This is a genomic window from Roseburia sp. OM02-15 (genome assembly GCF_003481835.1).
In the GTDB taxonomy this organism is placed as follows: domain Bacteria; phylum Bacillota; class Clostridia; order Lachnospirales; family Lachnospiraceae; genus Eubacterium_I; species Eubacterium_I ramulus_A.
On sequence record NZ_QULX01000004.1, the window covers coordinates 191,172 to 217,426 of the forward strand.

Annotated in this window: 27 protein-coding genes; 6 read left to right on the top strand and 21 right to left on the bottom strand. The window is 42.8% G+C overall.

Translation table 11 applies throughout. From position 1 onward, the window contains the following. Positions 1 to 14: 14 nt before the first annotated feature. From DXB15_RS05775 to DXB15_RS05805, 7 genes are all read right to left on the bottom strand, one after another. The gene (locus tag DXB15_RS05775) at positions 15 to 1,139 is read right to left on the bottom strand and encodes a hypothetical protein (RefSeq protein ID WP_118702301.1); all 1,125 of its coding nucleotides are present in this window, start codon (positions 1,137 to 1,139) and stop codon (positions 15 to 17) included. Beyond that, entirely contained in the window at positions 1,126 to 2,664 is a 1,539-nt protein-coding gene (locus tag DXB15_RS05780) for an MBOAT family O-acyltransferase (RefSeq protein WP_118702302.1), read from the bottom strand. Before DXB15_RS05780 ends, DXB15_RS05775 begins: the two co-directional genes overlap by 14 nt. Positions 2,665 to 2,859: 195 nt before the next feature. Beyond that, positions 2,860 to 4,605, bottom strand: coding sequence for an NADH-dependent [FeFe] hydrogenase, group A6 (locus tag DXB15_RS05785; protein ID WP_118702303.1), 1,746 nt, complete (start codon positions 4,603 to 4,605; stop codon positions 2,860 to 2,862). A gap of 14 nt (positions 4,606 to 4,619) precedes the next feature. Beyond that, on the bottom strand, positions 4,620 to 6,410 hold the full coding sequence (gene nuoF / locus DXB15_RS05790) for an NADH-quinone oxidoreductase subunit NuoF (protein ID WP_118702304.1): 1,791 nt from the start codon (positions 6,408 to 6,410) through the stop codon (positions 4,620 to 4,622). Between the two features lie 17 nt (positions 6,411 to 6,427). Then, on the bottom strand, positions 6,428 to 6,802 hold the full coding sequence (locus DXB15_RS05795) for a (2Fe-2S) ferredoxin domain-containing protein (RefSeq protein WP_118702305.1): 375 nt from the start codon (positions 6,800 to 6,802) through the stop codon (positions 6,428 to 6,430). Between the two features lie 17 nt (positions 6,803 to 6,819). Next, the gene (locus DXB15_RS05800) at positions 6,820 to 7,383 is read right to left on the bottom strand and encodes an ATP-binding protein (RefSeq protein WP_118702306.1); all 564 of its coding nucleotides are present in this window, start codon (positions 7,381 to 7,383) and stop codon (positions 6,820 to 6,822) included. Further along, positions 7,383 to 7,823 (bottom strand): NADH-quinone oxidoreductase subunit NuoE family protein, encoded by a 441-nt coding sequence (locus DXB15_RS05805; RefSeq protein ID WP_370769961.1) that lies wholly within the window; start codon positions 7,821 to 7,823, stop codon positions 7,383 to 7,385. Before DXB15_RS05805 ends, DXB15_RS05800 begins: the two co-directional genes overlap by 1 nt. 321 nt (positions 7,824 to 8,144) lie before the next feature. On the opposite strand from DXB15_RS05805, the gene DXB15_RS05810 reads away from it, so the two are divergent. From DXB15_RS05810 to DXB15_RS05830, 5 genes are read left to right on the top strand one after another with little or no spacing between them, the layout of a single operon-like run. Continuing rightward, the gene (locus DXB15_RS05810; RefSeq protein WP_109215588.1) at positions 8,145 to 8,501 is read left to right on the top strand and encodes a DRTGG domain-containing protein; all 357 of its coding nucleotides are present in this window, start codon (positions 8,145 to 8,147) and stop codon (positions 8,499 to 8,501) included. Further along, positions 8,491 to 8,949, top strand: coding sequence for an ATP-binding protein (locus DXB15_RS05815; protein ID WP_330427474.1), 459 nt, complete (start codon positions 8,491 to 8,493; stop codon positions 8,947 to 8,949). The genes DXB15_RS05810 and DXB15_RS05815 overlap by 11 nt, the downstream gene beginning before the upstream one ends. Before the next feature lie 39 nt (positions 8,950 to 8,988). Beyond that, a complete protein-coding gene (locus DXB15_RS05820) occupies positions 8,989 to 10,284 on the top strand; it encodes a [Fe-Fe] hydrogenase large subunit C-terminal domain-containing protein (RefSeq protein ID WP_118702307.1) in 1,296 nt (431 codons plus the stop codon). After that, the gene (locus tag DXB15_RS05825; protein WP_109215590.1) at positions 10,281 to 10,625 is read left to right on the top strand and encodes a hypothetical protein; all 345 of its coding nucleotides are present in this window, start codon (positions 10,281 to 10,283) and stop codon (positions 10,623 to 10,625) included. Before DXB15_RS05820 ends, DXB15_RS05825 begins: the two co-directional genes overlap by 4 nt. Beyond that, the gene (locus tag DXB15_RS05830) at positions 10,606 to 11,325 is read left to right on the top strand and encodes a PHP domain-containing protein (protein WP_118702308.1); all 720 of its coding nucleotides are present in this window, start codon (positions 10,606 to 10,608) and stop codon (positions 11,323 to 11,325) included. Before DXB15_RS05825 ends, DXB15_RS05830 begins: the two co-directional genes overlap by 20 nt. Before the next feature lie 429 nt (positions 11,326 to 11,754). Here the strand turns inward: DXB15_RS05830 and DXB15_RS05835 are convergent, their stop codons facing one another. The 8 genes from DXB15_RS05835 to rsxC form a co-directional block, all read right to left on the bottom strand. Further along, complete coding sequence (locus DXB15_RS05835) at positions 11,755 to 11,976, bottom strand: DUF896 domain-containing protein (RefSeq protein ID WP_109215630.1); 222 nt, start codon at positions 11,974 to 11,976, stop codon at positions 11,755 to 11,757. Between the two features lie 129 nt (positions 11,977 to 12,105). Next, complete coding sequence (gene proB, locus DXB15_RS05840; protein ID WP_118702309.1) at positions 12,106 to 12,948, bottom strand: glutamate 5-kinase; 843 nt, start codon at positions 12,946 to 12,948, stop codon at positions 12,106 to 12,108. Between the two features lie 263 nt (positions 12,949 to 13,211). Further along, the gene (rnfB, locus tag DXB15_RS05845) at positions 13,212 to 14,021 is read right to left on the bottom strand and encodes an RnfABCDGE type electron transport complex subunit B (RefSeq protein WP_109215594.1); all 810 of its coding nucleotides are present in this window, start codon (positions 14,019 to 14,021) and stop codon (positions 13,212 to 13,214) included. A gap of 12 nt (positions 14,022 to 14,033) precedes the next feature. Then, positions 14,034 to 14,609 carry an electron transport complex subunit RsxA gene (gene rsxA / locus DXB15_RS05850; protein WP_109215595.1) on the bottom strand — a complete coding sequence of 192 codons (576 nt, stop codon included), beginning with the start codon at positions 14,607 to 14,609 and terminating at the stop codon, positions 14,034 to 14,036. 15 nt (positions 14,610 to 14,624) lie between these two features. Continuing rightward, positions 14,625 to 15,359, bottom strand: a complete 735-nt coding sequence (rsxE, locus tag DXB15_RS05855; RefSeq protein WP_109215596.1) for an electron transport complex subunit RsxE — start codon at positions 15,357 to 15,359, stop codon at positions 14,625 to 14,627. An 18-nt stretch (positions 15,360 to 15,377) separates the two neighbouring features. Further along, positions 15,378 to 15,980 carry an RnfABCDGE type electron transport complex subunit G gene (locus DXB15_RS05860; RefSeq protein ID WP_109215597.1) on the bottom strand — a complete coding sequence of 201 codons (603 nt, stop codon included), beginning with the start codon at positions 15,978 to 15,980 and terminating at the stop codon, positions 15,378 to 15,380. Beyond that, positions 15,980 to 16,921 (bottom strand): RnfABCDGE type electron transport complex subunit D, encoded by a 942-nt coding sequence (locus DXB15_RS05865; protein ID WP_118702310.1) that lies wholly within the window; start codon positions 16,919 to 16,921, stop codon positions 15,980 to 15,982. Before DXB15_RS05865 ends, DXB15_RS05860 begins: the two co-directional genes overlap by 1 nt. A 26-nt stretch (positions 16,922 to 16,947) precedes the next feature. Beyond that, a complete protein-coding gene (gene rsxC, locus DXB15_RS05870) occupies positions 16,948 to 18,273 on the bottom strand; it encodes an electron transport complex subunit RsxC (protein ID WP_118702338.1) in 1,326 nt (441 codons plus the stop codon). 191 nt (positions 18,274 to 18,464) lie between these two features. Here rsxC and DXB15_RS05875 point away from each other — a divergent pair, with 191 nt between their 5' ends. Next, complete coding sequence (locus DXB15_RS05875) at positions 18,465 to 19,601, top strand: ribonuclease H-like domain-containing protein (protein WP_109215599.1); 1,137 nt, start codon at positions 18,465 to 18,467, stop codon at positions 19,599 to 19,601. 205 nt (positions 19,602 to 19,806) lie between these two features. Here DXB15_RS05875 and rpsA read toward each other — a convergent pair whose 3' ends face one another. From rpsA to DXB15_RS05905, 6 genes are all read right to left on the bottom strand, one after another. Next, on the bottom strand, positions 19,807 to 20,889 hold the full coding sequence (gene rpsA, locus DXB15_RS05880; protein ID WP_109215600.1) for a 30S ribosomal protein S1: 1,083 nt from the start codon (positions 20,887 to 20,889) through the stop codon (positions 19,807 to 19,809). Next, positions 20,870 to 21,751, bottom strand: a complete 882-nt coding sequence (gene ispH, locus DXB15_RS05885; RefSeq protein ID WP_118702311.1) for a 4-hydroxy-3-methylbut-2-enyl diphosphate reductase — start codon at positions 21,749 to 21,751, stop codon at positions 20,870 to 20,872. The genes rpsA and ispH overlap by 20 nt, the downstream gene beginning before the upstream one ends. Further along, complete coding sequence (gene cmk / locus DXB15_RS05890) at positions 21,748 to 22,422, bottom strand: (d)CMP kinase (protein WP_118702312.1); 675 nt, start codon at positions 22,420 to 22,422, stop codon at positions 21,748 to 21,750. The genes ispH and cmk overlap by 4 nt, the downstream gene beginning before the upstream one ends. A gap of 141 nt (positions 22,423 to 22,563) precedes the next feature. Beyond that, positions 22,564 to 23,811 carry an NAD(P)/FAD-dependent oxidoreductase gene (locus DXB15_RS05895; RefSeq protein ID WP_109215603.1) on the bottom strand — a complete coding sequence of 416 codons (1,248 nt, stop codon included), beginning with the start codon at positions 23,809 to 23,811 and terminating at the stop codon, positions 22,564 to 22,566. A 78-nt stretch (positions 23,812 to 23,889) separates the two neighbouring features. Beyond that, positions 23,890 to 24,837 carry a MurR/RpiR family transcriptional regulator gene (locus DXB15_RS05900; RefSeq protein WP_109215604.1) on the bottom strand — a complete coding sequence of 316 codons (948 nt, stop codon included), beginning with the start codon at positions 24,835 to 24,837 and terminating at the stop codon, positions 23,890 to 23,892. 111 nt (positions 24,838 to 24,948) lie between these two features. Then, the gene (locus DXB15_RS05905) at positions 24,949 to 26,169 is read right to left on the bottom strand and encodes a D-alanyl-D-alanine carboxypeptidase family protein (protein ID WP_158582199.1); all 1,221 of its coding nucleotides are present in this window, start codon (positions 26,167 to 26,169) and stop codon (positions 24,949 to 24,951) included. Between the last annotated feature and the right edge of the window lie 86 nt (positions 26,170 to 26,255).

The following is a 26,255-nucleotide window of genomic DNA, read 5'->3' on the forward strand; positions in this document are numbered from 1 at the left end:
TTTCCTCTTTACATCTAATTTTGGTTGTTTGTATTTGCAGTGTCATATCCCGGAAGGTAAGCAGCAACGATATCTTTGACAGATTCCATATAGGCATCCTCATCATAAAAATATTGTGACACATCCTCGCCTGCATCACGGCTCAATACAAATTTCGAAAAAGCCTTGCAAAAAACTTCTGACCCCGTTTTATTTAGGTGTTCAAAATTTGACAGATACTCCGGACAGATGGAAAACAGTTCCGGTTTTACCAAATTGAAATCATAATAATCGGCACCGTACTTACTGCATATCCCACTGATTTTCTGGTTGATCGCAAAATACTTTTCCGCACCATATGCTGCAATATCATAAGGTGCTTTCGGTGTATTCACAACCATAAAGTCTACACCATTTTCCTGGCACAGTTTACACATCTCCTCTAATTCTTCATACGCCTTATCAGAGCTTTTTCCGGAATAAGCCTTTTTTGTATTATTTACAGCAGCTGTATTATAATCAAAGACACCACCTGCGTATGCATATCCCTTTCCGACATACTCCATATACCCTGCCACTTTTTTCGAACTTGCATTCGCATCTTTGCTTTCCCGTTTGATTTTCAGATTTTCTGAAATCGTCTTTCGTTTCCAATCAACACTGTTATAAGTCCATGGAAAAAAATATGTCAGTGATGCTTCTGCATTAAAGTTTTCACTGTCCGTCACAAACCTCCAGTCCAACCGCAGTTTTTCCAAAGGAGAACATCCATACTTTCTTGCCCTTGCAAAAGTGGCTCTCGCATTTGCATTTTGTATCAGTTCCAGAGACGGGATTCCAAATACAAGAACAGCCCTTTTTATCTTTTTTTCCTGAATCGCTGCCGTTAATGCCTCTTTGGTCTGATCCAACGGCTGCCCCGGTGTTCCCATATTAAAAGAACTCCACCCGGTAGCTTCATCTATAATATAGGGATTGAACGTCATCTGTGAAAAAGAAGAACCTAAATATACGGTATCTATTTTTTCTGTTTTGCGGAAGTCCTTCCACATGACCTCACTTGGACCATTTGCTTTCACAAGAAGATAACTCAGCAGCAAATTTATCACTATGAACAGGAAAACAAATACAATCACTTTTATACCCTTAATAATTCGCATACATAAAACCTCCTGCTCCAACCGCAAAATTAAACGATGCCAAAACCAGGAAAATCATCAAAAAATAAATCAGCCAGCGAAGTACCAGCGGTCGTTCATCTAACAATGTAATTGCATCCTTTCCTTTCTCTTTTACAACACTGTCGGCAAATACAATAACCAGAGCCACGATTGCTATGATATACGCTTTCTTTGGCACTTCTTTAAAAGTTGGTTCCAAAATTCCGTATAATTCTCCCATACGAAAATGAATTATCGTGTTTTTCATGCACATAAAACAGTCTTTGATATTGTAGATCCGGTCAAAATACCATCCGATATTTACTATGATAAAAGTCCGGATAATCCGAAATACATGAAATGCCTTACTCTTTACATTTATGTGCAGTCTTTCTGCCATTTTTGCAAACAAAGGTGCACAGATATCTGAAACTGCAATTACAATACCATTGTAAAGACCCCAGAAGATAAAGTGCCACTGGGCGCCATGCCAGATACCTACAAGGAAAAATACCAGAATATTCGCAATGGATGCCGGAAGTACACGGCCGAAATGAACGTTCAGATGCTTTTTCGCCCATTTTCCGAATTTCTGCATAGGAGCAGTCAGCGCAAATGGATAAAATACATAATCTCTCATCCATGCACCAAGCGAAATATGCCATCTTCTCCAGAAATCTCCCAGTGAAACAGAAAAATACGGTTGTCTGAAATTTGGCATCATTTCAATCCCAAACAATTCCGCTACACCCATAACGATATCGATTCCACCGGAAAAATCTGCGTACTGTTGGGCTGAATATAATAATATTGCAAACACGATGGCAGAACCAGGTGTTTTCTCCGTAGGCGCATCCAGAATATTTGCGATTTCATGAACCAGCAGATTTGCGATCGCATACTTTTTTAATAATCCAAACAAAATTAATATCAATGCACGCTTACAGCGATACCAGTCCAGAGTATGTCTGCCATACAGCTGCTCTTTCATCTGATCATATCTGTTGATCGGTCCCTGGATCAGTTGTGGAAAAAACGAAACAAACAGCAGGAAACGAAACGGATTCTTTTCAGCTTCGTATTTTTCAAAATAGATATCCACCAGATAACCAATGGAAATAAACATGTAAAAAGAGATGCCAAGCGGTATCAGAAAACCTTCAAACAAAGGATGCAGATATTTCAATACTGCCAGCATTCCAAAATTAATCACAATGATTGTCCAGAGAATAATTTTGCGTTTTCGATCAAATGCTGCTTTTATTTCCTTTCTCCTGGCTCTGTCTATGCTTTTATCCTTTCGGATCTCCTGATATTGTTTCGAAAAACGAACCAACCATATGCCGCCCACAAACACACTGAATCCGGTGATTGCAATAAAAATGAGATTCGAAATGCCTGAATAAGCATAAAATGCCATGCTGAATAAAAGCAGGCAGATCCATTGTTTTTTCCGAAATACAGTGTAATACAGTATAAATAAAACAGTTACAAACAAAATAAATGCAACAGATAACAAATTCATAAAAATGCTCCTTAAACAATTTCTCTGAAAATTCTATCACAGATGCCATATCCCATGCTTTAATTCTTCCTTAGAAATAATGAATATTTTCTTAATTTTTTTTATATGATAAAAGAAGCCGTTACAAATACAACGACTCCTCTTAAAAATATTCTCATTTTTTTCATCTGATCACGCAACTTATCAAATGTAAAACTATTTATTTACCGTACGTTTTACATAAGTAGTGTGCAGTAACTCATGTGCTTTATGGCTGCCCGGCTCACCAAGATAGGTTTCATATAATTCAATGATCGCCGGATTTTCATGTGATTTACGGATCTTATTATTTTTATCCAGATTGTAAAGCACTTCCGCACGTTTTGCACGGATATCTACGGTATTGCGTACATATCCCGGCTGCTGCGGCTGACCGCCACCGTTGACACATCCACCAGGGCATCCCATGATCTCGATAAAATGATACTCAGCTTTCCCTGATTTTACTCTATTTAACAGTTCTTTTGCATTTTTCAGTCCGGAAGCAACAGCAACTTTGACATCCATACCAGCTACATTGTAAGTAGCCTCTTTGATGCCCTCGATACCACGTACATCAGTGAACTCCAGTTTTGCAAGTTCTTCTCCGGTCAGTTTCTCTACTGCGGTACGAAGTGCCGCTTCCATTACACCACCGGTTGCGCCGAAGATAACTGCTGCACCGGTTCCAAGACCAAGCGGCATATCAAATTCTTCATCCGGAAGATCTGCAAAACGGATGCTTGCGCGCTCGATCATGCGGCCAAGCTCTCTTGTTGTAATAGCAATGTCCACATCCGGAACGCCTGCACCGTTCTCATCCTCTCTGCCAATCTCAAATTTCTTTGCAGTACATGGCATAACGCTGACAACCACCATTTTTTCTTTCGGAATTCTCATTTTCTCTGCGTAATAGGATTTTGCAATCGCACCAAACATCTGCTGCGGAGATTTACAGGAAGACAAATTCTCTGTCATTTCCGGAAAATAGTGCTCGCAGTATTTGATCCATCCTGGGGAACAGGATGTGATCAGAGGTAACACTCCGCCATTCTGTACACGATCCAGGAACTCGTTGGCCTCTTCCATAATTGTAAGGTCTGCAGAGAATGTGGTGTCAAATACTTTATCAAAACCAAGTCTGCGCAGTGCTGCTGCCAGCTTGCCCTCTACATCTGTGCCGATCGGCATGCCAAAGGCCTCACCAAGTCCTGCACGAACTGCCGGTGCACACTGAACAACTACATATTTTTCCGGATCAGCAATGGCTGCAAATACTTCTTCGGTATTGTCTTTCTCATAAATTGCACCCGTCGGACATACTGCAATACACTGTCCACAGGATACGCAGCTTGTCTCTGCCAGATCCATGTCAAAAGCAGATCCAATATAAGTCTTAAATCCACGCTCGTTCGCTCCGATCACACCGATACCCTGCACTTTTTCACAGACAGCGCTGCATCGTCTGCACAGGATACATTTGTTATTATCTCTTACCATATGAGCGGCACTGGTATCTAATTCATAGACGTTGCGCTCGCCATCGTAGTAAGCCTCATCATCTACTTTATACTCACGGCATAAAGTCTGCAGTTCACAGTTTCCGCTGCGGACACAGGACAGACATTTGCGGTCGTGGTCGGATAATAAAAGCTGTAAGGTTTTTCTTCTGGACTCGATAACCTTCGGTGTGTTGGTCCATACTTCCATGCCTTCATTGATCGGATATACACAGGCTGTCACTAGGCTGCGGGCTCCTTTTACTTCAACAACGCACATACGACAGGCGCCGATCTCATTGATCTCCTTGAGGTAACATAACGTCGGGATTTCAATCTGTGCAAGGCGTGCTGCCTCCAGAATCGTGGAACCCTGCGGTGCGGATACCTCTCTTCCGTTTATTTTAATTGTAATATTTTCCATGATTGATTCCTCCGTTACTCTTTATAAATAGCGCCAAAACGACACTTATCGATACAGGTTCCACATTTCACACATTTGCTTGTGTCAATGCTGTGTGCCACTTTTACCTGTCCTTCGATGGCATCTGCCGGGCAGTTACGTGCACATAATGTACAACCTTTACATTTCACAGGATCAATCTTATATGTAATGAGTTTCTTACATACGCCAGCCGGACATCTCTTATTTACCACATGCTCGATATATTCGTCACGGAAATAACGAAGTGTGGAGAGAACCGGGTTCGGGGCAGTCTGTCCCAGACCACAGAGTGCGTTTTCTTTGATGTAATAGCACAGTTCTTCCATCTTATCGATATCCTCTAAGGTTCCGCGTCCGTCTGTGATCTTCTCTAATAACTCTAACAGACGTTTTGTTCCGACACGACATGGGGTACATTTACCACAAGACTCATCTACCGTAAACTGCAGGAAGAATTTTGCAATATCAACCATACAGGTATCTTCGTCCATAACGATCAGTCCGCCGGATCCCATCATGGAGCCGATGCTGATCAGGTTGTCGTAGTCGATTGGAATATCAAAATGCTCTGCCGGGATACATCCGCCGGATGGTCCACCGGTCTGAGCGGCTTTAAATTTCTTGCCATTTGGAATACCGCCGCCGATGTCTTCGATAACAGTACGAAGTGTGGTTCCCATCGGGATTTCAACCAGTCCAGTATTGTTAATTTTTCCTCCAAGTGCAAATACTTTGGTTCCTTTGGATTTCTCCGTACCCATGGAAGCAAACCATTCCGGTCCGTTCAGGATGATCTGTGGGATATTTGCCCAGGTCTCAACGTTATTTAAAATGGTCGGTTTCTGAAACAGACCTTTGACGGCCGGAAATGGCGGTCTCGGACGCGGCTCACCACGGTTTCCCTCGATGGATGTCATCAGCGCGGTCTCCTCACCACAGACGAATGCGCCGGCACCAAGACGAAGCTCGATATCGAAGTTAAATCCGGTATCAAAAATATTTTTGCCAAGCAGTCCATATTCTCTTGCCTGGTTGATTGCGATCTGCAGACGTTCTACTGCGATCGGGTACTCTGCACGTACGTAAATATAACCCTGATCTGCACCGATGGCGTAACCTGCAATTGCCATTGCCTCAAGTACAACGTGTGGATCACCTTCCAGAACGGAACGGTCCATAAATGCACCCGGATCGCCCTCATCAGCGTTACAACAGACGTATTTCTGTACGTTTCCACGGTTTCCTGACGCAAATCTCCATTTCAGTCCGGTCGGGAATCCGGCACCACCACGACCTCTTAAACCACTGTCTAAAATGGTCTGGATAACCTCATCCGGTGTCATCTCTGTCAGTACTTTTCCAAGTGCCTCATAGCCGCCGGTTCCGATATACTCATCAATGCTTTCCGGATTGATGACACCACAGTTTCTCAGTGCGATTCTGTGCTGTTTTTTATAAAAAGTTGTCTCATTTAAGGATTTGATTCCTTCCGGAGTCTGTGCCTCATGGTACACAAGACGCTCCACGATACGACCTTTTAACAGATGCTCAGAAACGATCTCCTCCACATCTTCCGGACGTACTCTGGAATAAAATACAGCTTCCGGATAAACGATCATAACCGGACCTTCTGCACACAGACCGTGGCATCCGGTTTTGACAACTGCTACTTCATTTTGTAATTTATTTTTCTTTAATTCATCTTTTAAAGTCTGAATAATCTGCTCGCTTCCGGAAGAAGTACATCCGGTTCCTCCACAGACTAATACATGTGAACGATACATTCAGTTACACCCCCCCATTACATATTCTCATCCATGTGAAGTAAATATTTGTCAACCACCTGACCTCTGACCAGATGCTGCTCCACAATTTCTTTTGCTTTTTCTTCATTTACTTTCACATAAGTTACTTTTTCTTTGCCCGGCTCATAGATTTCTACGATCGGCTCATACTGACATAAACCGATACAGCCGGTCTGGGTGACAATCACATGCTCCAGATTTCTGTATTCTACTTCTTTTACAAGTGTATTTAAAACCGGACGCGCACCGCTGGCAATGCCGCAGGTTGCCATGCCGACAACCACGCGGGTGTCTTTTGCATGTTCTGAACGCATTCCGATCTGTCCCTGCATTCTTTCACGAATTGCTTTCAATTCTTCTAATGATTTCATATGATCCCTCCTTCGAATTACCCCGGGTAATTCTGCATTCGATTAATATCCGCTTCATTTTCTTCCAGATAGTCTCTGAGAAAAGATGATACCTCCGGCGTTGAAAACGGCACATTGCCAAGCATTTCCCGCATTTCTTTTGTATCCAGATGAAACTCTGCACCGTTTACCTGATATTGATAGTAAAAATCAATGTCCGGATGCATCACGATCAGTGAATAAACCGTCTCATTGAGATTTCCAAGCGGCATACAGTCGATACTGTCGGTACAAAAGACCGCCGTGATCTGTGTACCTTTTCCCGGTACAGAAGAAATGGAAAATGATCCGCCGGTACACTCCGCTTCCTGCTTGAAAAACGGAATACCAAGTCCTACTTTCCGGGTCGTCCTTGTGGTATAAAAAGGATCCGTCACCCGATTCAATGTCTCTGCATCCATTCCTTTTCCGTTGTCTGTGATCTGAACCATCAGCTGATTTTGCTGCGTGTTCACACAGATCACAATTTTAATTTCTGTCGCTTTCGCTGATACGGAATTTTCTGAGATATCCAGAATGTTTAATGATATTTCTGGTAACATTACATATATTTCGCCAGAATGCCATCTAATTCATCCGGAGTCAGACGACCATATACATCATCATTGATCATCATAACCGGTGCAAGACCACAGGCACCGATACAACGACAGGCATCCAGAGAAAACTTACCGTCTGCGGTACACTCACCGCCGGCGATTCCAAGAATCTCCATAAGCTTGTTGTAAATATCACCTGAGCCTTTTACATAACAGGCAGTTCCAAGGCATACCGAAATTTTGTACTGTCCCTTCGGATATAAATTGAACTGAGAGTAAAATGTTGCTACTCCATAGATTTTTTCCATCGGCACATCCAGTTCATCTGAGATCATTTTCTGAACCTCATATGGAAGATAGCCGTAAATGTCCTGTGCCTTCTGCATGATCGGCATCAGACAGCCCTGATCATTGCGCAGTTCGTCGATGACTGCACGCAGCATCGCTTCCTGTTCCTGTGTTCCGTTGAACGGAACGGATTTTGTTTTTTTCAAAATTATCCCTCCTAATATCCAATGTATTTTTTGCAATACATCTGCCATTTATACTATCATCCAATTCCACAATAATCAACAAAAAAATGCGGTTAGTTTTGTATAATTTTGATACTTTTTTCAAAGAAATTGTTTAATCTGCAATACACTTGCAAGTATGTTATAAAAATAACAAGCCTTTTTTGTTGAAATATCACAAATTGCATGCTATACTAAACCCAAAAAATTGTGCATTTAAAAAAATACAAATTTTAAATTTTGGAGGCTACTATGACAATCTCAGAAATCATTTTTCTGCTGGATGCCACCCCATTATCTCAGACGGTACAGACCGATCATAAGATCGAAACGGTATGCGGTTCGGATATGATGAGTGATGTTCTGGCTTTTATCAAAAAAAATGCACTGCTGCTTACCGGACTGAACAATCTGCAGGTGATCCGTACTGCTGAAATGCTGGATATCGTCTGTCTGGTCTTTGTGCGCGGCAAACGACCGCAGGAGGAAATGTTGAAAAAAGCGGATGAGCTTGGTATTACGGTTCTCTCCACAGACTACACCATGTTCGATGCCTGCGGCATTCTCTATCACGCTGGATTACGGGGAGGAAGCCGCCATGATGCCTAGTATCCATTATCAATATACCGTAGACGGAGAAGATTTTACCATGGCAGGGGAAGCCAGCAGTTCCCTGAAACAGACATTAAAAATGATGAATTTGAATCCAGATGTAATCCGGCGCTGCGCTATTTGCATGTATGAAGGAGAGATCAATATGGTCATCCATGCCAACGGTGGTGTCATTGATGTGGATATTTTTCCAGACCGGATCGTTATGGTATTAAAAGATGAAGGACCGGGAATCCCGGACGTAGAGCTTGCCATGCAGGAAGGCTATTCTACCGCAAATGAAGACGTGTTAAATCTTGGTTTTGGTGCCGGTATGGGACTGCCGAACATGAAGCGTTCTTCGGATGAAATGCAGATTGATACCGTCATCAATGTTGGTACCACCGTCACCATGACCGTCTATTTTCAGGCACCGGAAGTATCAAGTAAAAATTCACCGTCTTAATTTGATTAAGTTTGTAGGAAAAAGGATTGTTATTATATCATGAATAAATTTTTTCATTCAGTATATCTGGAAGATGAGAAATGTACCGGTTGTATCACATGCCTGAAACGCTGTCCAACGCAGGCGATCCGGGTACGAAATGGAAAAGCACATATTATCAGTGAATTTTGTATTGACTGCGGAGAATGTATCCGGCATTGTCCTCATCATGCAAAACATACCAGACGTGATTTTCTCAGCGATCTGGATCGTTTTGAATATACCGTGGCACTTCCGGCTCCCTCTCTTTACAGTCAGTTTAACAATGTACGCGACAACGACATCCTTCTGACTGCACTGACTCTGATGGGCTTTGATGATGTTTTTGAAGTCAGTGCCGGTGCAGAGATTGTTTCGGAATTATCACGAACTTATATTAATGAGCATCCGGAACTTCATCCGCTGATCAGTACCGCATGTCCAACCATTGAACGACTGATCCGTGTCCGTTTTCCGGGATTGATCCCGCATCTGCTGCCACTGCTTCCACCCATGGAAGCAGCTGCGATTCTGGCGCGCCGACGTGCAGTAGAAAAGACTGGCTTACCGGAAGATAAGATCGGTATCGTTTTTTTGTCTCCCTGTCCTTCCAAGATCACCTTCATCCACGAACCTCTTGGAATGGGAAAAAGCAATATTGACGCAGTACTTGCCATCAAGGATATTTATCCGGTACTGCTCTCCCACATGAAAGAAGCCGAACAGCACCCGATTTCCAACACGCTGTCCGGTCGGATCGGTAAGGGTTGGGCAATCAGCGGCGGAGAAGCTTACGGCATCATATCCGATCATTATCTGGCTGCCGATGGCATTGAAAATGTCATTCGGGTGTTAGAAGATCTGGAAGACGAAAAATTTCTCCCGGGACTGCAGTTTGTAGAATTAAATGCATGCAGCGCCGGCTGTGTGGGCGGTGTATTGACCGTAGAAAACCCTTACATTGCCAAAGCAAAAGTGAAACAGGCATTCAAATATGAACCAGTGTTGCACATGCACTGTGCGGATCTGCCAGAATTTCGTCCAGAAGATTTTCTCTGGACACAAAAAGTCAGCTATGAACCTGTGTATACACTGGGGGCCAATATTTTTGAAAGTATGGAAAAGATTATGGAAAGCCAGCAGATTTTAAGTGGACTTCCGGGACTGGACTGTGGCTCCTGTGGTTCTCCAACCTGCAAAGCGCTGGCAGAGGATATTGTAAAAGGCGTAGACTGCGCAAAACCAGAAGACTGCATCTATCTGATGCGTGAACAATGGGAACAACATTCCCGCAAAAAGGAGGAGGAAGAATCATGACCGTAAAAGAATTGACAGAACAATGTCCCTTTGAAATTGTACATCTCGGAAATCCGGATGCCGTACTGACAGAGCCATACTGCTGCGATCTGCTGAGTATCGCCATGGGAAATGCCCCAGCCGGTTCTGCCTGGTGCACCGTTATGAGCAATATGAACACACTGGCGGTTGCCGCTCTGGCGGAGGCTTCCTGTGTCATTTTATGCAACAATGTATCTGTTGGTGATAACATGAAATTAAAAGCTGTCAGCGAAAATATCAATGTTCTTCGGACGCCTGACTCCATTTTTACAACTGCTCTGGAGGTTTATAAAAAACTGCATGAAAACGCTGGCTTATGATCTGCATCTCCATTCCTGTCTGTCCCCCTGTGGGGATAATGATATGACACCGGCAAATATCGCTGGTATGGCAAAAATCATCGGACTGGATCTGATTGCACTGACCGACCACAATTCCTGCAAAAACTGCCCTGCTGTCGCTATCGCTGCTCGGGAATATGGGCTTCTGTTTCTGCCAGGGATGGAATTGACTACCGCTGAGGAAGTTCATGTCCTGTGTTATTTTGCATCGTTGGATGCGGCAATGGATTTTGATCGATATGTATCAGACCATCTGCCAGACACTCCAAATAAACCGATGTTTTTTGGAGATCAGTTGATTTATAACGAACAGGATCAGATCAGCTGTACAGAACAGCGATTATTGATCTCTGCCACAGATCTTCCCTTTGATGCCATTTATGATCTGGTAAACCAATATGACGGCATTATGGTTCCCGCACATATCAATAAGCCAACGACCAGTTTGCTTGGAAACCTTGGATTTATCCCGGAAAACAGCCGTTTTTCCTGTGTAGAGATCAAGCAGGAAACTGACTGGGCATCCTTACAACAGCAATATCCTTATCTGGCAAATTGTAACCATCTGTGCAGTTCGGACGCGCATGATCTGAATACCATTCATGAACCAATTTATACGATCAAAACAGCAGGGACTACGCTACCGGATATTCTGTCTGCCATACAGAAAAAGCTGTAACAGAAGATATATACTCTTTTATAGGTCCATATATCTTCGTTACAGCTTTTCTTGTTACACTTATACTTTTTTATATAACATTCATGTACAGAATCATTTTATCCATGAAATTCCAGAATCTCTCGATTATTTCTGGTAATATACAAAAATTCAAGTCGAACGCACGTGAGACTTGGTGCGTGATTCTGGTCAGCGCAAGCTGACATCTTCTTTTCAGAATCACTGCACTCTACACTCCGTTCCGGTCGGCGCAAAACCATTGTCTCCCAGACAATGTGCGCCCTCGCGGAGCATTTATCTCAGTCGGAGATTGAACTCCCACTGAGAAATACTTGTTACTACTCACCACTTGCAGAAGTGGGAGTCTCAACTCAGACTGAGATAAAACTCTAAATATTCTTCTTAATTTGTACTATCGCATCCAAATCCTTATTTAATGACTTTCTTACCGTATTTCTCACCCAGATTTTCAATTGAACCATCTTCATTCTGGATATTGATCTGATCTAACTGACTGCGCAGATTTCTACGGAAAGAAGCTACATATTCCTCGCGTAATACGGCCTGCTCCTTTTTCTCAGCTTCTGTCAAACCTTCTGCTTTTGCTTTATGATATAATTCATTAATTCTTTTTACTTTTTCATCTGTCATAGACATAGTTATGTTCCTCCTTTTCTATCGTAATAAATATAAGTTTTCTGGTTAATAAACTGATAAGATGCCAATTCGCAACAACTATTCCAGCTCCATGAAATCTGACTTCACACAGCACCTTATCTCCTAATTTTCCTGTAAATAGGTATGAATATCAAAGGTTTCGTCATTCTGCGCTCTGAATAAAGTACCTCTGAAATCTCCGCTGATAATCTGATGAATAATTCCCACATCTTTACCGTTGGCAATAATCATATCAGTGCCGGATGCCGTCGCAATTCGTGCTGCTGTCAGCTTTGTTGCCATTCCACCGGTTCCCACATCGCTTCCGGTAGACTGTTTTGCCATAGAATCATAATGCTCATTCATCTTTTCTACGCATTCAACTAAAGTTGCTTCCGGATTTTTTCGTGGATCATCGGTATACAATCCATCGATATCGGACAACAGGATCAGCAGATCTGCGCCAACCAGAGATGATACAATGGCAGAAAGTGTATCATTATCACCAAAATGCATCTCGTAAGTAGATACGGTATCGTTTTCATTGACAACCGGAATAATGCCTAAACGGAACATTTCCTCAAAGGTATTGTGCGCATTCTGACGGGACTCATCCTCCAGAATGGTATCCTTTGTCATCAGGATCTGTCCTGCGGTCTGATTATATTCTGCAAACATTCTCTGATATGTCATCATCAGTCGTGCCTGTCCAACTGCCGCACATGCCTGTTTGGTAGAAATATCCTGCGGGCGGCTCTGCAAACCGATTGCCTGACGTCCTACCGCGATTGCTCCGGAACTTACTAGGCAGACATCCATGCCCTGATTTCTCAGATCACAGAGTTCCCGCACCAGTTTTTCTATCTTCATCAGATTCATACTTCCAGTCTGTGGATGCTGCAGAGAAGACGATCCAATTTTGACAACTACTCTCTTTTTATATTTGAAATAATCGTTTACGTTCATTTGTACACTCCTTTTGTCATATCCTCGCAAAACAATTGTTGTTCCACTTTCAGGTGCTTTTTCAGCTTTGACACTCTTGTGTTCTATGATACATCGGTAAAGTTCTTTCTGTCAATACTCATATCTTCCAGTCCTTATGTGTTGCTTATCTGCTATTTAACAAATCCCTTAGAATATCTGTATCAGATCATCAACGTACAAAAATACTGCCCTGAAAACTCAGGGCAGCATTTGCATTTTTACTATTATGAAGTTTGATCCAATTAAGCAGTAACTTTTCTGCCTGTGATGATCTTCTTCGGACACTTCTCAGCACATGCGCCGCATCCGGTACATTTTGTCTGATCAATATGCGCGATATTGTTCTCAACAGTAACAGCGCCTGACTCGCAGACTCTCTCACACATTTTACATCCGATACAACCAACTTTACAAGCAGTCATAACCTGTTTACCTTTATCCTGAGAACTACACTGTACGGCATGTTTTGCATCATACGGTACAAGCTCGATTAAGTTCTTCGGACAAGCTTTGATACATTTTCCACAGGCTTTACACTGCTCTTTGTCAACTACAGCAACGCCGTTTTTGATGTGGATTGCATCAAACGGACAAGCTTTCACACACTCACCAAATCCAAGACATCCAAAATTACATTTTTTCGGACCACCGTTTGGTACGAAAGCCATCATGGAGCAATCCTCTACTCCATAGTATTCATAATCTGTATTTGCATTTTCACATGTTCCTGCACATTTTACAAATGCAACTTCACGAACAGATTCGCCAACTTCCTGACCCATGATCGCACCGATCTTAGCTGCTACCGGAGCACCGCCAACCGGACAGGAACCAACCTCTGCTTCACCTTTTGCAATTGCTGCAGCCAGACCGGAACATCCGGCAAAACCACAGCCACCACAGTTATTTCCCGGAAGAGCTGCTAATACTTCTTCCTCTTTCGGGTCTACTTCTACTTTGAATTTCTCACCGGCAATCCCAAGGATAATACCAATGACAATACCTGTTCCGCCGACTACAACAGCGGCAAGAATAATTGCTGAAACACTCATCTGTATACCCTCCTAAATGACACCGGAAAATCCCATAAATGCAATTGACATCAGACCTGCTGTTACCAGCACGATTGCGGAACCTTTGAAAGGTGTCGGGATATCATTGTACTCGATTTTCTCACGAATACCTGCCATGATGACAATTGAAATGGTAAATCCAACTGCTGTTGCGAAACCGTTGATTGTACTTACACCAATACCATAACCATACTGTACGTTGTTCAGGGCAACACCGAGAACGGCACAGTTTGTTGTGATCAGTGGTAAGAAAATACCAAGTGCGTTGTACAGTGGCGGCATTGATTTTTTCATAAACATCTCTACGAACTGAACCAATGCAGCGATAACTAAAATAAATACAATTGTTCTTAAATATGTGATATCAAACTGCTGCAGGATAATTTTATCCAGCACGCTTGTGATAAAGGATGCAATTGTAATAACGAAGATAACTGCGGCACCCATTCCGGCTGCAGTATTTACCTTTTTGGATACACCGAAAAACGGACATAAGCCAAGGAACTGGCTCAGGACAACGTTATTTACAATGGCAGAGCCGATTGCGATAAGTAATACTTCTTTCATCTGAACCTTTCCTCCTTATTCTTTCTCATCTGTTCCTGCAGTGAACACTTTGCCTTCACAGCTTCCGCTTGTACAAGCTGCGCAGTCTCCGTCGAAGCATCCGCTTCTCTCTTTCACTGCAATACCCTTTTTACGTTTTGCTTCACGGAATGCATTCTGGATTGCGATCAGCATAGCTAATACGAAGAATGCACCAGGAGCAAGCACGAAAATTGTAAGTGGTGTATAACCTGCTTTTCCTGCAGCTGCATCAGCTAACGGAAGAAGCTGGAAACCAAAAATCTGTCCGGATCCCAGAATCTCACGAACTGCACCGATACATGTCAGACCAACAGTAAATCCAAGTCCCATACCGATACCATCAAAGATAGACGGAAGAACCGGATTCTTTGAAGCATAGCTCTCGGCACGGCCAAGGATGATACAGTTTACTACGATCAGAGGGATATAGATACCCAGTGATGCATACAGAGATGGTACATAACCCTGCAGTAAGAACTGAACAATAGTTACCAGAGATGCAACGACAACGATGAATGCCGGTACACGTGCACTGTCCGGAATAATCTTACGAAGCAGTGAAATTAAAAGGTTTGAAAATACAAGTACGAGTGTCGTGGAAAGTCCCATACCTATACCGTTAATAGCTGATGTTGTAACAGCCAGGGTCGGGCACATACCGATCAACATAACGAAGGTAGGGTTCTCTTTCACGATACCGTTTACAATACGTTCTATACACTTATTCATTTAAAAGTTCCCCTCCTGTTATTGTGCAAGTGTTCTGTAATAAGCCAGTCCAGCATTTACAGCACTTGTAACAGCGCTTGATGTGATTGTAGCACCACTGATTGCATCGATCTGGTTATCAGATGTTGCACCTGTCTTTGTAACTTCAAATGATTCTACCTGTTTTCCTGCAAACTGAGAAGAGAAAGAATCTTCTTTTGCTTTCATACCAAGTCCGGCAGTATCATTGATAGTTGTGATGGAATATCCGTTTAATGTACCATCATCGGTAACACCGATAGATAAGGTAACGTCTCCACCATAACTGTTCGGATCTGTTACAGAAATAACATAACCAAGTTCAGCACCGCTTGCGTCTACAGCAACAACACAGTTTTCAATCGTGTCATCTGCGTATCCTGCTGCGGCAGCTGCTTCTGTTGCTTTTGCGGAATCAAATCCGTCCATATCCTCGAAAGAAGCTGCATCCGGGAATACAGTACGATAAGCATTCTGCTGAATGTTATAATTTGCTTTTTCAATCGGGACCTTTGTAATGCCATATACAGCACCCAGACCAAGACCTGCGATAACTGTGATCAGGAAAAGGATCAGGGCGTCTTTAATGATTTTTCCGTTCATTATTTTTCCCCTCCTTTACCAAATGGTTTCGGGATTGTAAATCTCTCGATCAGCGGTACCAGCATGTTTGCAAAGATGATGGAATAAGAACATCCCTCAGCTGATGCGCCAAACATACGGAAGATACCAAGCAGACATCCGCAGATAATACCGTAAATAATTTTTCCTTTCGGAGTGATCGGAGAAGTAACATAATCAGTTGCCATGAAGAATGCACCAAGGATCAGACCACCACCGCATACTTCCTGAACTACGAACTGTCCAAGATCACCACTTGTAAGGTGTCCGCCGAACAGTACGATAAATACTACAAATGTTAAAATATATGTACCCGGGATTCTCAGATCGATAACGCCCATCAGGATCAGGAAGATTGCACCGATCAGAAGAGCGATTACGGAAGTCTCACCGATCGTACCTGCGATACGTCCGGTAAACATTGCCATTGTATCACTGTAAAGCTCGCCACCTTTGATAACTGCCAGTGGAGTAGCGCTTGATACACCATCAAATGTGAAGCTTGTCATCGGACCTGTGAATGCAAGAAGCAGGAAGCATCTAGCACCAAGTGCCGGGTTCATGAAGTTCTGTCCAAGTCCGCCGAAAACCATTTTTACAACAACGATCGCGAATGCGCCACCGATGATCGGAATGAAGAACGGAACAGTATGTGACAGGTTCAGACCGAGAAGTAAACCGGTAACAACACAGCTTAAATCACCTACGGTCTGTTTCTTGTGTGCAATTTTGTTATATAAGTATTCGGATACCAGACAGCTTGCGATAGATACAACAACAACTGCCAGTGCACGCGGTCCGAAATTGATAATACCAAATACAGTAGCCGGAAGTAATGCAATGATTACATACAGCATGATTCTCTGTGTACTGTCTTTGGCTCTTATATGTGGTGATGATGTAACATTGTATAACTCACTCACAATAATCCACCTCTTTCTAACGTTTTTTATTTTTTCCGTCTGTTTGCAAGAATTGTTTTTCTCATGGATTTAATCGACTGTGCAAGATTTCTCTTTGCAGGACATGTGAAGCTACAGCTTCCACATTCTACACACTCCATGCCGTGCCACTGTTCAAATGGCTCTTCCAGATGATTTTCTGCAAAATCAGCAAGTCTGGAAGGAACAATTCTGGATGGACATGCTTCTACACAACGACCACAGTTAATACATGCTGTTGCATTCTGGCTTGCATCCTCAACGGCATCCTCTGTCAGACATAACAGAGCAGATGTTGTCTTGGTTGTCGGAACGTCAAGTCCGAACATTGCAAATCCCATCATAGGACCACCGGAGATGATCTTCTTCGGCTGAGTCTTGAATCCGTCTGCTGCTTCTACTAACTCTGCATAGTTTGTTCCGATACAGACATAGAAGTTTCTCGGATCAGCGATTGCATCACCTGTAATCGTAACGATACGATGCATCAGCGGTCTGCCAAGTTTTACTGCATGATAAATTGCAACGATTGTATCAACGTTATCTACGATACAGCCTGCATCTGCAGGAAGCATGGTAGAGTTGATAGCTCTGCCTGTTGTTGCGAAAATCAACTGACGCTCAGAACCCTGCGGATATTTTGTCTTTAATGCTTTGACTTCCATTCTCGGCTCATTTTTTGTCAGCTCTGTCAGTTTTGCAATACAATCCGGTTTGTTATCCTCGATACCGAAGATACCTTTTGCATTATCAAACAGAGAAAGAATGATTCTCATTCCCTCAATTAATTTCTCCGGCTCCTCGATCATTCTTCTGTAATCGGAAGTCAGATACGGCTCACACTCTGCACAGTTTGCAATAATGTAGTCGATTTTTTCCGGCTCCTTCGGTGAGAGTTTTACATGTGTCGGGAATCCCGCACCACCCATACCTACGATACCGGCATTCTGGATCTTTTTGATGATCTCTTCTTTGCTCAGAGACGCTACATCGTCTACCGGTGTAAACTCCAGAGATTTAAACTCCCCGTCATTCTCGACCACGATAGAGTTCACCATGTCTCCTACTGCAACACGACGTGGCTCAATTGCCTTAACCGTGCCGGAAACTGTTGCATAAATCGGTGCAGATACGAAACCGCCTGCCTCAGCGATCATCTGTCCCTTCAATACAGCATCACCTACTGCAACCACTGGCTTTGCCGGTGCACCAATGTGCTGTGATAACGGATAAACCAGATCACCCTTGGGTAAATATTCCTGAATCGGTTTATCTTTCGACAAGTCCTTTCCATCGTATGGATGGACACCGCCCTTAAAAGTACATAAGCCCATAACCTGTGCCCCACTTTCTCTATATAGTTTCTTACAGGAAATCATATAATATATCCTGCAAAATATCTTAAATATTATAGCACAGAAGATTAAAAATGTATTAATTTCACCAAAAAAAAAGTTTTGTATTGAAAAAAATACCACGTGAATTATAATAAATACAAGAATCGTCAGTCAACAAAGGATTATTTATGAAAGATACTTTACATTTCAAAGCACTAACTCAGAAAAACTGTTACGCTGTTTCTTCTCTGACCGAAGATACACTTTTCGTCGACATCGAAACCACCGGTCTCTCCGCCGAAAAAAATCACATTTATTGCATCGGTTGTTCCTATCTAACCGGCGATCAGATCGCGGTAAGGCTCCTTTTCGCTGAAAATAAAGAGGAAGAAATTCTGATCCTTCAGACATTTGCAGATTTATGCAGCGGCTTTGACAAATTGATTACTTTTAACGGCACCACCTTTGATGTCCCATTTCTCCGGCATCGGTTCGAACACTTCCAGATTCCCAGTCCGTTGGAGGCACTTTCCCACACAGATCTCTATCAGGAGATTCGGCATTTAAAGAAGCTACTGCCACTGACCAGTTATAAGCAAAAATCCATCGAACTGTTTCTTGGCATCAACCGGGAAGACCAGTATACCGGAAAAGAATTAATTAAACTGTACAAATCTTACGCCAAAGATCCTGAGGATGAAGCATTACAACTTCTGCTATTACATAATAAAGAAGATGTCTTTGGCATGTATGACCTTCTGGAAATATTATCCTATACATATTTTTTACAGGGGCATTTTCAACTTTCTGATATGGAAATCCAATCTGTTTCCGGCGATCTGTTTTTCAATATCACATTGATGCCAGATATTTTATTGCCGCAGACAGTTCATTGTATACAGGAACATGCCACCCTTGTCATGCATCCGAACAAAGTACTGCTGTCCTTTCCGGTCTTTCACGGCGCACTCCGGCATTATTTTCCGGATTATAAAAACTATTATTATCTGCCAGAGGAACATACGATCATCCATAAAAGTCTTGGCACTTATATCGATCCGGATCATCGCCAAAAAGCCACGAAGGAAAACTGTTATCTGGAAAAGAGCTGTTATTATCTAACTTTGCCATATGCATCTTCTGATCATTACTTGAAGCAGGATCTGGCAGACAAATCGACCTATCTGGAACTGCCGGGCACAGATGATGCCTTTCCGAAAGGATACCGACTTCCGCCAGAACAATTTTCAACTTTAGAAGATTTCGTACATCTTTATTGTCAAACTATACTTTCCGGTAAAGATAGTATTTCAAAAAGTAAATAATACTTAAGTCAAAAAATCCCCTGTCCGATATTTGTATTGTTTCCAAAAATTAGTTCAAAAAAATCTAACAATTGGATGTCAGTGCATGGACCGGGGATTTTCTTTCTATTAAAAGTTTACAAAAAAGGAACCGCGCACTAATCACTTAGCGCAACGGTCCCTTTCTGTTTGTTCAATCTGTTATTTAATGTTCAATAAGAAGTTCTTACTCTTCTTCAGCTGCCTCAGCCTCTGTGTTCTGAGCGAGTGCTTTCATGCTCAAGCTGATCTTTCTGTCTGCCTCGTCGAAATCAACGATCTTAGCTTCGATTTCCTGTCCGATGCTTAATACATCAGCTGGTTTCTCAACGTGATCTCTGGAGATCTGGGAAACATGAAGTAAAGCGTCAACACCCGGTGCAAGCTCTACGAATGCGCCGAAGTCTGTCATACGTGCAACTTTACCTGTTACAACGTTTCCAACTGCATATTTCTCAGCAGCATTGTTCCAAGGATTCTCCTCCGGGAATTTTACGCTGAGTGCGATCTTTGTATCTTTGATATCTTTGATAAATACTTTTACAGTATCGCCAACTTTGTAGATTTTTTTCGGGTTGTCTACACGGCCCCAGGACATCTCAGAGATATGAAGAAGTCCGTCTGCTCCGCCAAGGTCGATGAATGCACCGAAGTCTGTGATGTTTTTAACAGTTCCTTCGATAACATCGCCAATGTTGATCTTCTCTAATAATTCTTTCTGTTTACGCTCTTTCTCAGCAACCAGAAGCTGTTTTCTGTCACCGATGATACGTCTTCTTCTCGGGTTGAACTCAGTTAATACGAACTGAATCTCCTGATCTTTGTATTTGCCAAGATCTCTCTCATAAGTATCAGATACAAGGCTTGCCGGAATGAAGATTCTTGTCTCATCCAGAACAACACTTAAACCACCGTCTAATACCTGGCTTACTGTACCTGTTAATACTTCGCCGTTCTCGAAAGCCTCTTTCAGACGCTCGCTGCCTTTCTCAGCTGCAAGACGTTTGTATGTAAGGAGAACCTGTCCCTCACCGTCGTTTACTTTCAGAACTTTTGCTTCCATGGTATCGCCAACGGAAACAACAGTAGTAAGGTCTACATTATTGTCGTTTGTGTATTCGTTTCTGGTAATAATTCCGTCTGATTTATAGCCAATATTCAGGATAATTTCATCCGGTTTCACATCTATAACAGTGCCTTCGACTACCTCTCCATTTCTGATTGTTTTTAAAGATTCTTCCAACATTTGTTCAAAACTCATTTCTGACATATTTTTGAACCTCCTCAATAATATTATTTGGGGTTGAAGCCCCTGCTGTAATACCTACGTAGTCGAAACGCGAAAAGTCAGAATTCTCTAGATCTTCTTTCGTTTGTATAAAGTAAGTATTTCTACATTTTTCAGAGCAGATTTCATACAACTTTCTTGTATTGGAGCTGCTTGTCCCTCCGATTACTAACATTGCATCCACTCTGCCAGAAAGTTCTCTTGCCGCTTCCTGACGTTCCTTGGTGGCATTGCATATCGTATTGTGAACAACAAATTTTTTATCCTTGTCCACCGTACTCTCACTATCATACCCTTTTTTTTGAATAATTTCAATAAGTTCTTGAAATTTATTGTAATTAAATGTTGTTTGTGCGACAATACAGACCTTTTTCCACGGTTTCAGATCCAGATTCTGTGCTTCATCGACCGTAGAGATCACCGAAGTACGTGTTTCATCCGACCATCCGACGATTCCCTGCACCTCCGGATGATCCCCGCTTCCGATGATCACCACATAATATCCTTTTTCCGAATACTCCTGTACCAGCTTATGAATCTTTTTTACAAACGGACAGGTGGCATCCACCACGCGCAGTCCATCCGCGGTCAGTTCTTCCTGTTCCCGGCGGGTGACACCATGGGAACGGATCACGATCGTACCCTCGGTAAGTTCTTTGGCTTCCTCCAGGGAATGAATGACCTGCACACCTTTTTTCTCCAGATCATCGATCACCGTCTCATTGTGAATGATTGGTCCATACGTATAAACCGGCGAAAACTGTTTGGCTTCCTCATACACGGTATCCACTGCCCGGTTTACGCCAAAACAAAATCCTGCCATCTTTGCAAGTTCTACTTTCATGCGTCCAGTCCTGCCTTTTTTGCCTGTTCATAAATCGCTTCCACAACTTCATCAATATTGAGATCAGAAGAATCCAGCATTACCGCATCTTCTGCTGCTTTTAATGGTGCGATCTCACGGTGCATGTCACGGTAATCACGCTCGCTGATATCTTTTTCAATCTCTGCCAGATCACACTGTTCTCCTTTTGCCACCAGCTCATCATACCGGCGTTTTGCACGTACCTCTACGCTTGCTGTCAGGAAAATTTTTAACTGAGCATTCGGAAGGACACAGGTTCCGATATCTCTACCATCCATAATGACATTGTGCTGTGCTGCCATATCCTGCTGCAGACTCAGCAGTTTTGCACGGACAAAACCGTAACCGCTGGTAGCGGATGCCATATTGCCGACTTCCTCCTGACGGATTTTATCGGAAATATCTTCGCCGTTTAACAACACTTTCTGCACACCATTTTCATAGGCAAGTGCAACAGAAATATAGTCACAGACTTCCTTTATTTTTTCTTCTTCCTCTGCCTTGATGCCATGCTGTAAAAAATAATATCCCATGGCACGGTACATGGCACCGGTATCTACATAAATAAAGGATATTTTTTTTGCCAGTTTTTTCGCAATGGTACTTTTGCCGGCGCCTGCCGGTCCATCGATCGCAATGTTAAAACTCATATGTTCCAAACCTCTCTTGTTTCTATTTATCTTTCTTTTATTCACAAATCTTTGTAAATTGTATAGGATTCTTTAAACTACTTTTCCTTATCCCTTAACTCATTTTAGAAATATCATGATCAAGCGTATTCTTTCAAAATGCTACTCAATGCTGATACCTGCCAGATAGCCTGTAGACCACGCGATCTGCAGATTAAACCCGCCGGTCACCGCATCCACATCCAGCATCTCGCCGCACAGGTACAATCCCTGTACCAGCTTTGACTCCATCGTGGACGGATTTACTTCCTTGACTTTAATGCCGCCTCTTGTAACAATCGCCTCTTCCATTTTTCCAAGACCTGTGATAGTGCCCGGAAAATGCTTCAGCAGCGTCAGGAGGTGATGCCGTTCTTCTCTGGTGACAGAATGCACTTTTTTCTCCGGATCAATGCCGGACAGTCCGATCAACACCGGCATCAGTTTTGCAGGAACCAGTCCATGCAGGGCATTCTTAAACTGCCGATTCACATTTTCTGCAAAATCACGCTGTAAGCGTTTGTCTAACGGTTCTTCCTCCAGCGCCGGTTTCAGATCAATCTCAAATGCCAGCTCCTGCTTCATATATTTGTCAGGGATGCAGCTGCTTGCTGTCAGGACTAACGGTCCGCTGATGCCCTGATGGGTAAAAAGCATTTCTCCGAATTCAGAATATAACGTCTTTTTCCCGGATTTTACCGTGAGTGTCACATTTTTCAAGGACAATCCCTGCAACTGCGGGATATACTCTTCTGCAGTTGTCATTCCGATCAGGGAAGGACGTAATTCCGTAACAGTATGTCCCAGTTTTTGACACAGGGTAAAACCACTTCCATCCGAACCTGTCGTCGGATAAGACATGCCGCCACAGGCAACCACCACAGCATCGTACTCTGATACCTGATTTTTCTGATGGGTATCATGACAATCCCATCGAAGTCCCGTCACCTTTGTGCCATCACTTAAAATCTCCTGCACCTTTGTATTCAGGCAGACGCGCACTTTTTTTCTGCGCAATTCCTCTGTCAGCACACGGATCACATCAGACGCATGATCCGACTGCGGAAATACACGGTTTCCGCGCTCAGTCTTCATTTTCAGTCCCAGACGTTCAAAATAATCCATTGTTGCATGATTATCAAAGGTATAGATTGCACTGTATAAAAATTTTTCATTTTTCCTGATCGCTGCAAACAGATCTTCCGTATCACAGGCATTGGTCAGATTACACCGTCCCTTTCCTGTAATATAAATCTTTTTGCCAAGTTTTTCATTCTGTTCATACAGCGTTACCTGATGCCCGTTTCCGGCTGCGGTACACGCTGCCATCATTCCGGCTGCACCGCCGCCGATTACTGCCACATTACTCATTCAATTTCTCCGATTTTCACTCATTTTTCTTATTTTGCAGAATGTCTGAATTTCTGAATCTGAAATCCTGCAAAGCAGTTATTCTTTTTTGTCGGGATCCTCCCGGTCTACGTGATCCACTTTGCCGTATCGCATCTTCATATGGTCATCAATATAATTGATCTCATCACTTTCATAGACCTGATATTCGTCCCAGATGTCTTCCAGTGTTTCCAATGTCTCTGCCACTTCATTCTGCTTTCTCATGCACAGAGCCACGACCAGTGCATTGATCACACTCAACGGAGCCACCAGGGAATCCACGATGGATGCCATATCACTCTTTGCGATCAGATTGCAGGAGGAATACAGATTCATCGGGGAATGTACGCTGTCTGTCAGGGTGATCACTTTTGCATTCCGGTTGTTGGCAAATTCCATAGCCTTTAACGTACGCATGGAATACCGCGGGAAACTGATACCGATGATCACATCCTCCTCACTGATGCGCACCATCTGCTCAAAAAGCTCACTGGAGCTGCTGGTATGAAGCAGATGCACATTGTCAAACATCAGATTGAAATAAAATGCCATAAAACTTGCCAGAGATGCACAGCTTCGGATTCCGACAATATAAATATGTTTTGCATTCAAAATGATATCCAGAGCCGCTTCAAAAGCATTCTGATCGATCTGATCTAACGTACTTTTAATTTTCTCTGCATCTGATTGTAATACAGTCTCAAGAATTTTTGACTGGCTGATTCTTCCGTATGTGACTTCCATACGCTGAATGGAATTTAATTTGTTCCGCACCAGTTCCTCCAGTGCTTTCTGAAATTCCGGATACCCGCGATATCCCAGATGTGTTGCAAACCGCACCACGGTAGACTCACTGACACCGACAACTTTCCCCAGTTTTTCCGCTGTCAGAAATACAGCTTTGTCATAGTTATCGGTAATGTATGTGGACAGTAACTTCTGTCCCTTACTCATACTGCTGTACTTTTCATTGATCCTGTTAATCAATTCATTTGAATTATTCATTTCTCTTCTCCATTTTTCAAGAATACAACATGTATTCTTTATAATGCGTGTCAAACGTTCTGCCGCATCACGCTTAGTTACTAGTATACCTCAATTCTTCGCCGGAAACAATTAGAACTTCCACTTTAGCAAAATCTCCCACAGGCACCAGGGATAATCTGATGCAAAAAGCGTTTCATCCGCAAGAATCCTGCGGGTCTGCACCGGCAATCCATTCCACAAAATTTCTTCTGTTGCGACCACATCCCCTTCTGTGACCGGAAATGAAAGTTCCTTTTGTCCCTGGGGATTCATCGTAATTTCATCATTTTCTGAGACAAGTATTTGAAACGCACAGGCTTCTTTTGTCACAGACAGCGTATTTGTAAAATAATAATGGTTTTTTCCGAATGTCTTTACCATAGTCCGGTTCAGGTCTATGGTCTGATGTTCTTCCTCTTTTAAAATCGTCCGGTTTTCATAATGGTCATTTCCGTATGAAATCAGTGCTTTCGAATCTTCCCATTTGTAATTCTTGTGATTTGGCCACCCACATGCCAACAGAGCAAAGGTGTAAGTACGGTCATTTTGACGATATGCTCCCACATAACAATAACCGGCTTTTGCCGTAAAACCGGTTTTGCCAGAGATCACTCCATCCAGCATAGAAAGTAACGCATTATGATTGTTTAATGCTGCCTGAAATGTTCCATCGATACTGCTGATTGTTTTTGAAGCAGTTTCCGTAATTTCCAGAAATTTATCATTTTGGATACAGGCTGCCATGATCAGACTGAGATCATATGCCGTCGTCTGATGTTCACCTTTTTTATCGGAACGGTCCAGTCCGTTCGGGGTTACAAAATGCGTGTTCTGGCATCCAAATTCTGCTGCCCGTTCGTTCATCAAATCTGCAAAAGCTTCCACACTTCCTGCCACATGTTCTGCAATGGCAGCTGCCGTGTCATTGTGGGATTCCAGCATCAGGGAATACAATAAATCTTCCAGTACAAACTGTGTCCCCGTTGGACAACCAAGCCGCACTTTTGGCATGCTGCAGGCGTGTTCCGAAAATGTCACCGTATCCTGTATTTTCCCACTCTCGATCGCCAGCAGACAGGTCATGATCTTCGTTGTACTGGCATTTGCCATCGGCGTGCCGGCATCTTTTCCGTACAAGATCCGCCCGGTATCCGCATCGGTCAATACTGCACTTTTGGCATACAGATTCAGATCCTCCCTGTGAAAATCTGCAAAATTCTGACTGATCTCCTCTGTTGGAAATCTGGTCGCTGCATAGCCGTTTTCTGTGAAAATAGCACATATAAAAATTGCGGTCAAAAATATACGCAAAAATATTCGTCCATGAAATTTACATTCAAAGTTCTGATACATATACTTTTGCTTTTCCTGTTTTTCACTATTTTACGTATTTCCAC

Excerpts from the sequence above, each read along its gene's own strand:
- DXB15_RS05775 (WP_118702301.1), bottom strand. The coding sequence starts at position 1,139 with ATGCGAATTATTAAGGGTATAAAAGTGATTGTATTTGTTTTCCTGTTC.
- DXB15_RS05780 (WP_118702302.1), bottom strand. The coding sequence starts at position 2,664 with ATGAATTTGTTATCTGTTGCATTTATTTTGTTTGTAACTGTTTTATTT.
- DXB15_RS05785 (WP_118702303.1), bottom strand. The coding sequence starts at position 4,605 with ATGGAAAATATTACAATTAAAATAAACGGAAGAGAGGTATCCGCACCG.
- nuoF (WP_118702304.1), bottom strand. The coding sequence starts at position 6,410 with ATGTATCGTTCACATGTATTAGTCTGTGGAGGAACCGGATGTACTTCT.
- DXB15_RS05795 (WP_118702305.1), bottom strand. The coding sequence starts at position 6,802 with ATGAAATCATTAGAAGAATTGAAAGCAATTCGTGAAAGAATGCAGGGA.
- DXB15_RS05800 (WP_118702306.1), bottom strand. The coding sequence starts at position 7,383 with ATGTTACCAGAAATATCATTAAACATTCTGGATATCTCAGAAAATTCC.
- DXB15_RS05805 (WP_370769961.1), bottom strand. The coding sequence starts at position 7,823 with ATGCTGCGTGCAGTCATCGACGAACTGCGCAATGATCAGGGCTGTCTG.
- DXB15_RS05810 (WP_109215588.1), top strand. The coding sequence starts at position 8,145 with ATGACAATCTCAGAAATCATTTTTCTGCTGGATGCCACCCCATTATCT.
- DXB15_RS05815 (WP_330427474.1), top strand. The coding sequence starts at position 8,491 with ATGATGCCTAGTATCCATTATCAATATACCGTAGACGGAGAAGATTTT.
- DXB15_RS05820 (WP_118702307.1), top strand. The coding sequence starts at position 8,989 with ATGAATAAATTTTTTCATTCAGTATATCTGGAAGATGAGAAATGTACC.
- DXB15_RS05825 (WP_109215590.1), top strand. The coding sequence starts at position 10,281 with ATGACCGTAAAAGAATTGACAGAACAATGTCCCTTTGAAATTGTACAT.
- DXB15_RS05830 (WP_118702308.1), top strand. The coding sequence starts at position 10,606 with ATGAAAACGCTGGCTTATGATCTGCATCTCCATTCCTGTCTGTCCCCC.
- DXB15_RS05835 (WP_109215630.1), bottom strand. The coding sequence starts at position 11,976 with ATGACAGATGAAAAAGTAAAAAGAATTAATGAATTATATCATAAAGCA.
- proB (WP_118702309.1), bottom strand. The coding sequence starts at position 12,948 with ATGAACGTAAACGATTATTTCAAATATAAAAAGAGAGTAGTTGTCAAA.
- rnfB (WP_109215594.1), bottom strand. The coding sequence starts at position 14,021 with ATGAGTGTTTCAGCAATTATTCTTGCCGCTGTTGTAGTCGGCGGAACA.
- rsxA (WP_109215595.1), bottom strand. The coding sequence starts at position 14,609 with ATGAAAGAAGTATTACTTATCGCAATCGGCTCTGCCATTGTAAATAAC.
- rsxE (WP_109215596.1), bottom strand. The coding sequence starts at position 15,359 with ATGAATAAGTGTATAGAACGTATTGTAAACGGTATCGTGAAAGAGAAC.
- DXB15_RS05860 (WP_109215597.1), bottom strand. The coding sequence starts at position 15,980 with ATGAACGGAAAAATCATTAAAGACGCCCTGATCCTTTTCCTGATCACA.
- rsxC (WP_118702338.1), bottom strand. The coding sequence starts at position 18,273 with ATGGGCTTATGTACTTTTAAGGGCGGTGTCCATCCATACGATGGAAAG.
- DXB15_RS05875 (WP_109215599.1), top strand. The coding sequence starts at position 18,465 with ATGAAAGATACTTTACATTTCAAAGCACTAACTCAGAAAAACTGTTAC.
- rpsA (WP_109215600.1), bottom strand. The coding sequence starts at position 20,889 with ATGTCAGAAATGAGTTTTGAACAAATGTTGGAAGAATCTTTAAAAACA.
- ispH (WP_118702311.1), bottom strand. The coding sequence starts at position 21,751 with ATGAAAGTAGAACTTGCAAAGATGGCAGGATTTTGTTTTGGCGTAAAC.
- cmk (WP_118702312.1), bottom strand. The coding sequence starts at position 22,422 with ATGAGTTTTAACATTGCGATCGATGGACCGGCAGGCGCCGGCAAAAGT.
- DXB15_RS05895 (WP_109215603.1), bottom strand. The coding sequence starts at position 23,811 with ATGAGTAATGTGGCAGTAATCGGCGGCGGTGCAGCCGGAATGATGGCA.
- DXB15_RS05900 (WP_109215604.1), bottom strand. The coding sequence starts at position 24,837 with ATGAATAATTCAAATGAATTGATTAACAGGATCAATGAAAAGTACAGC.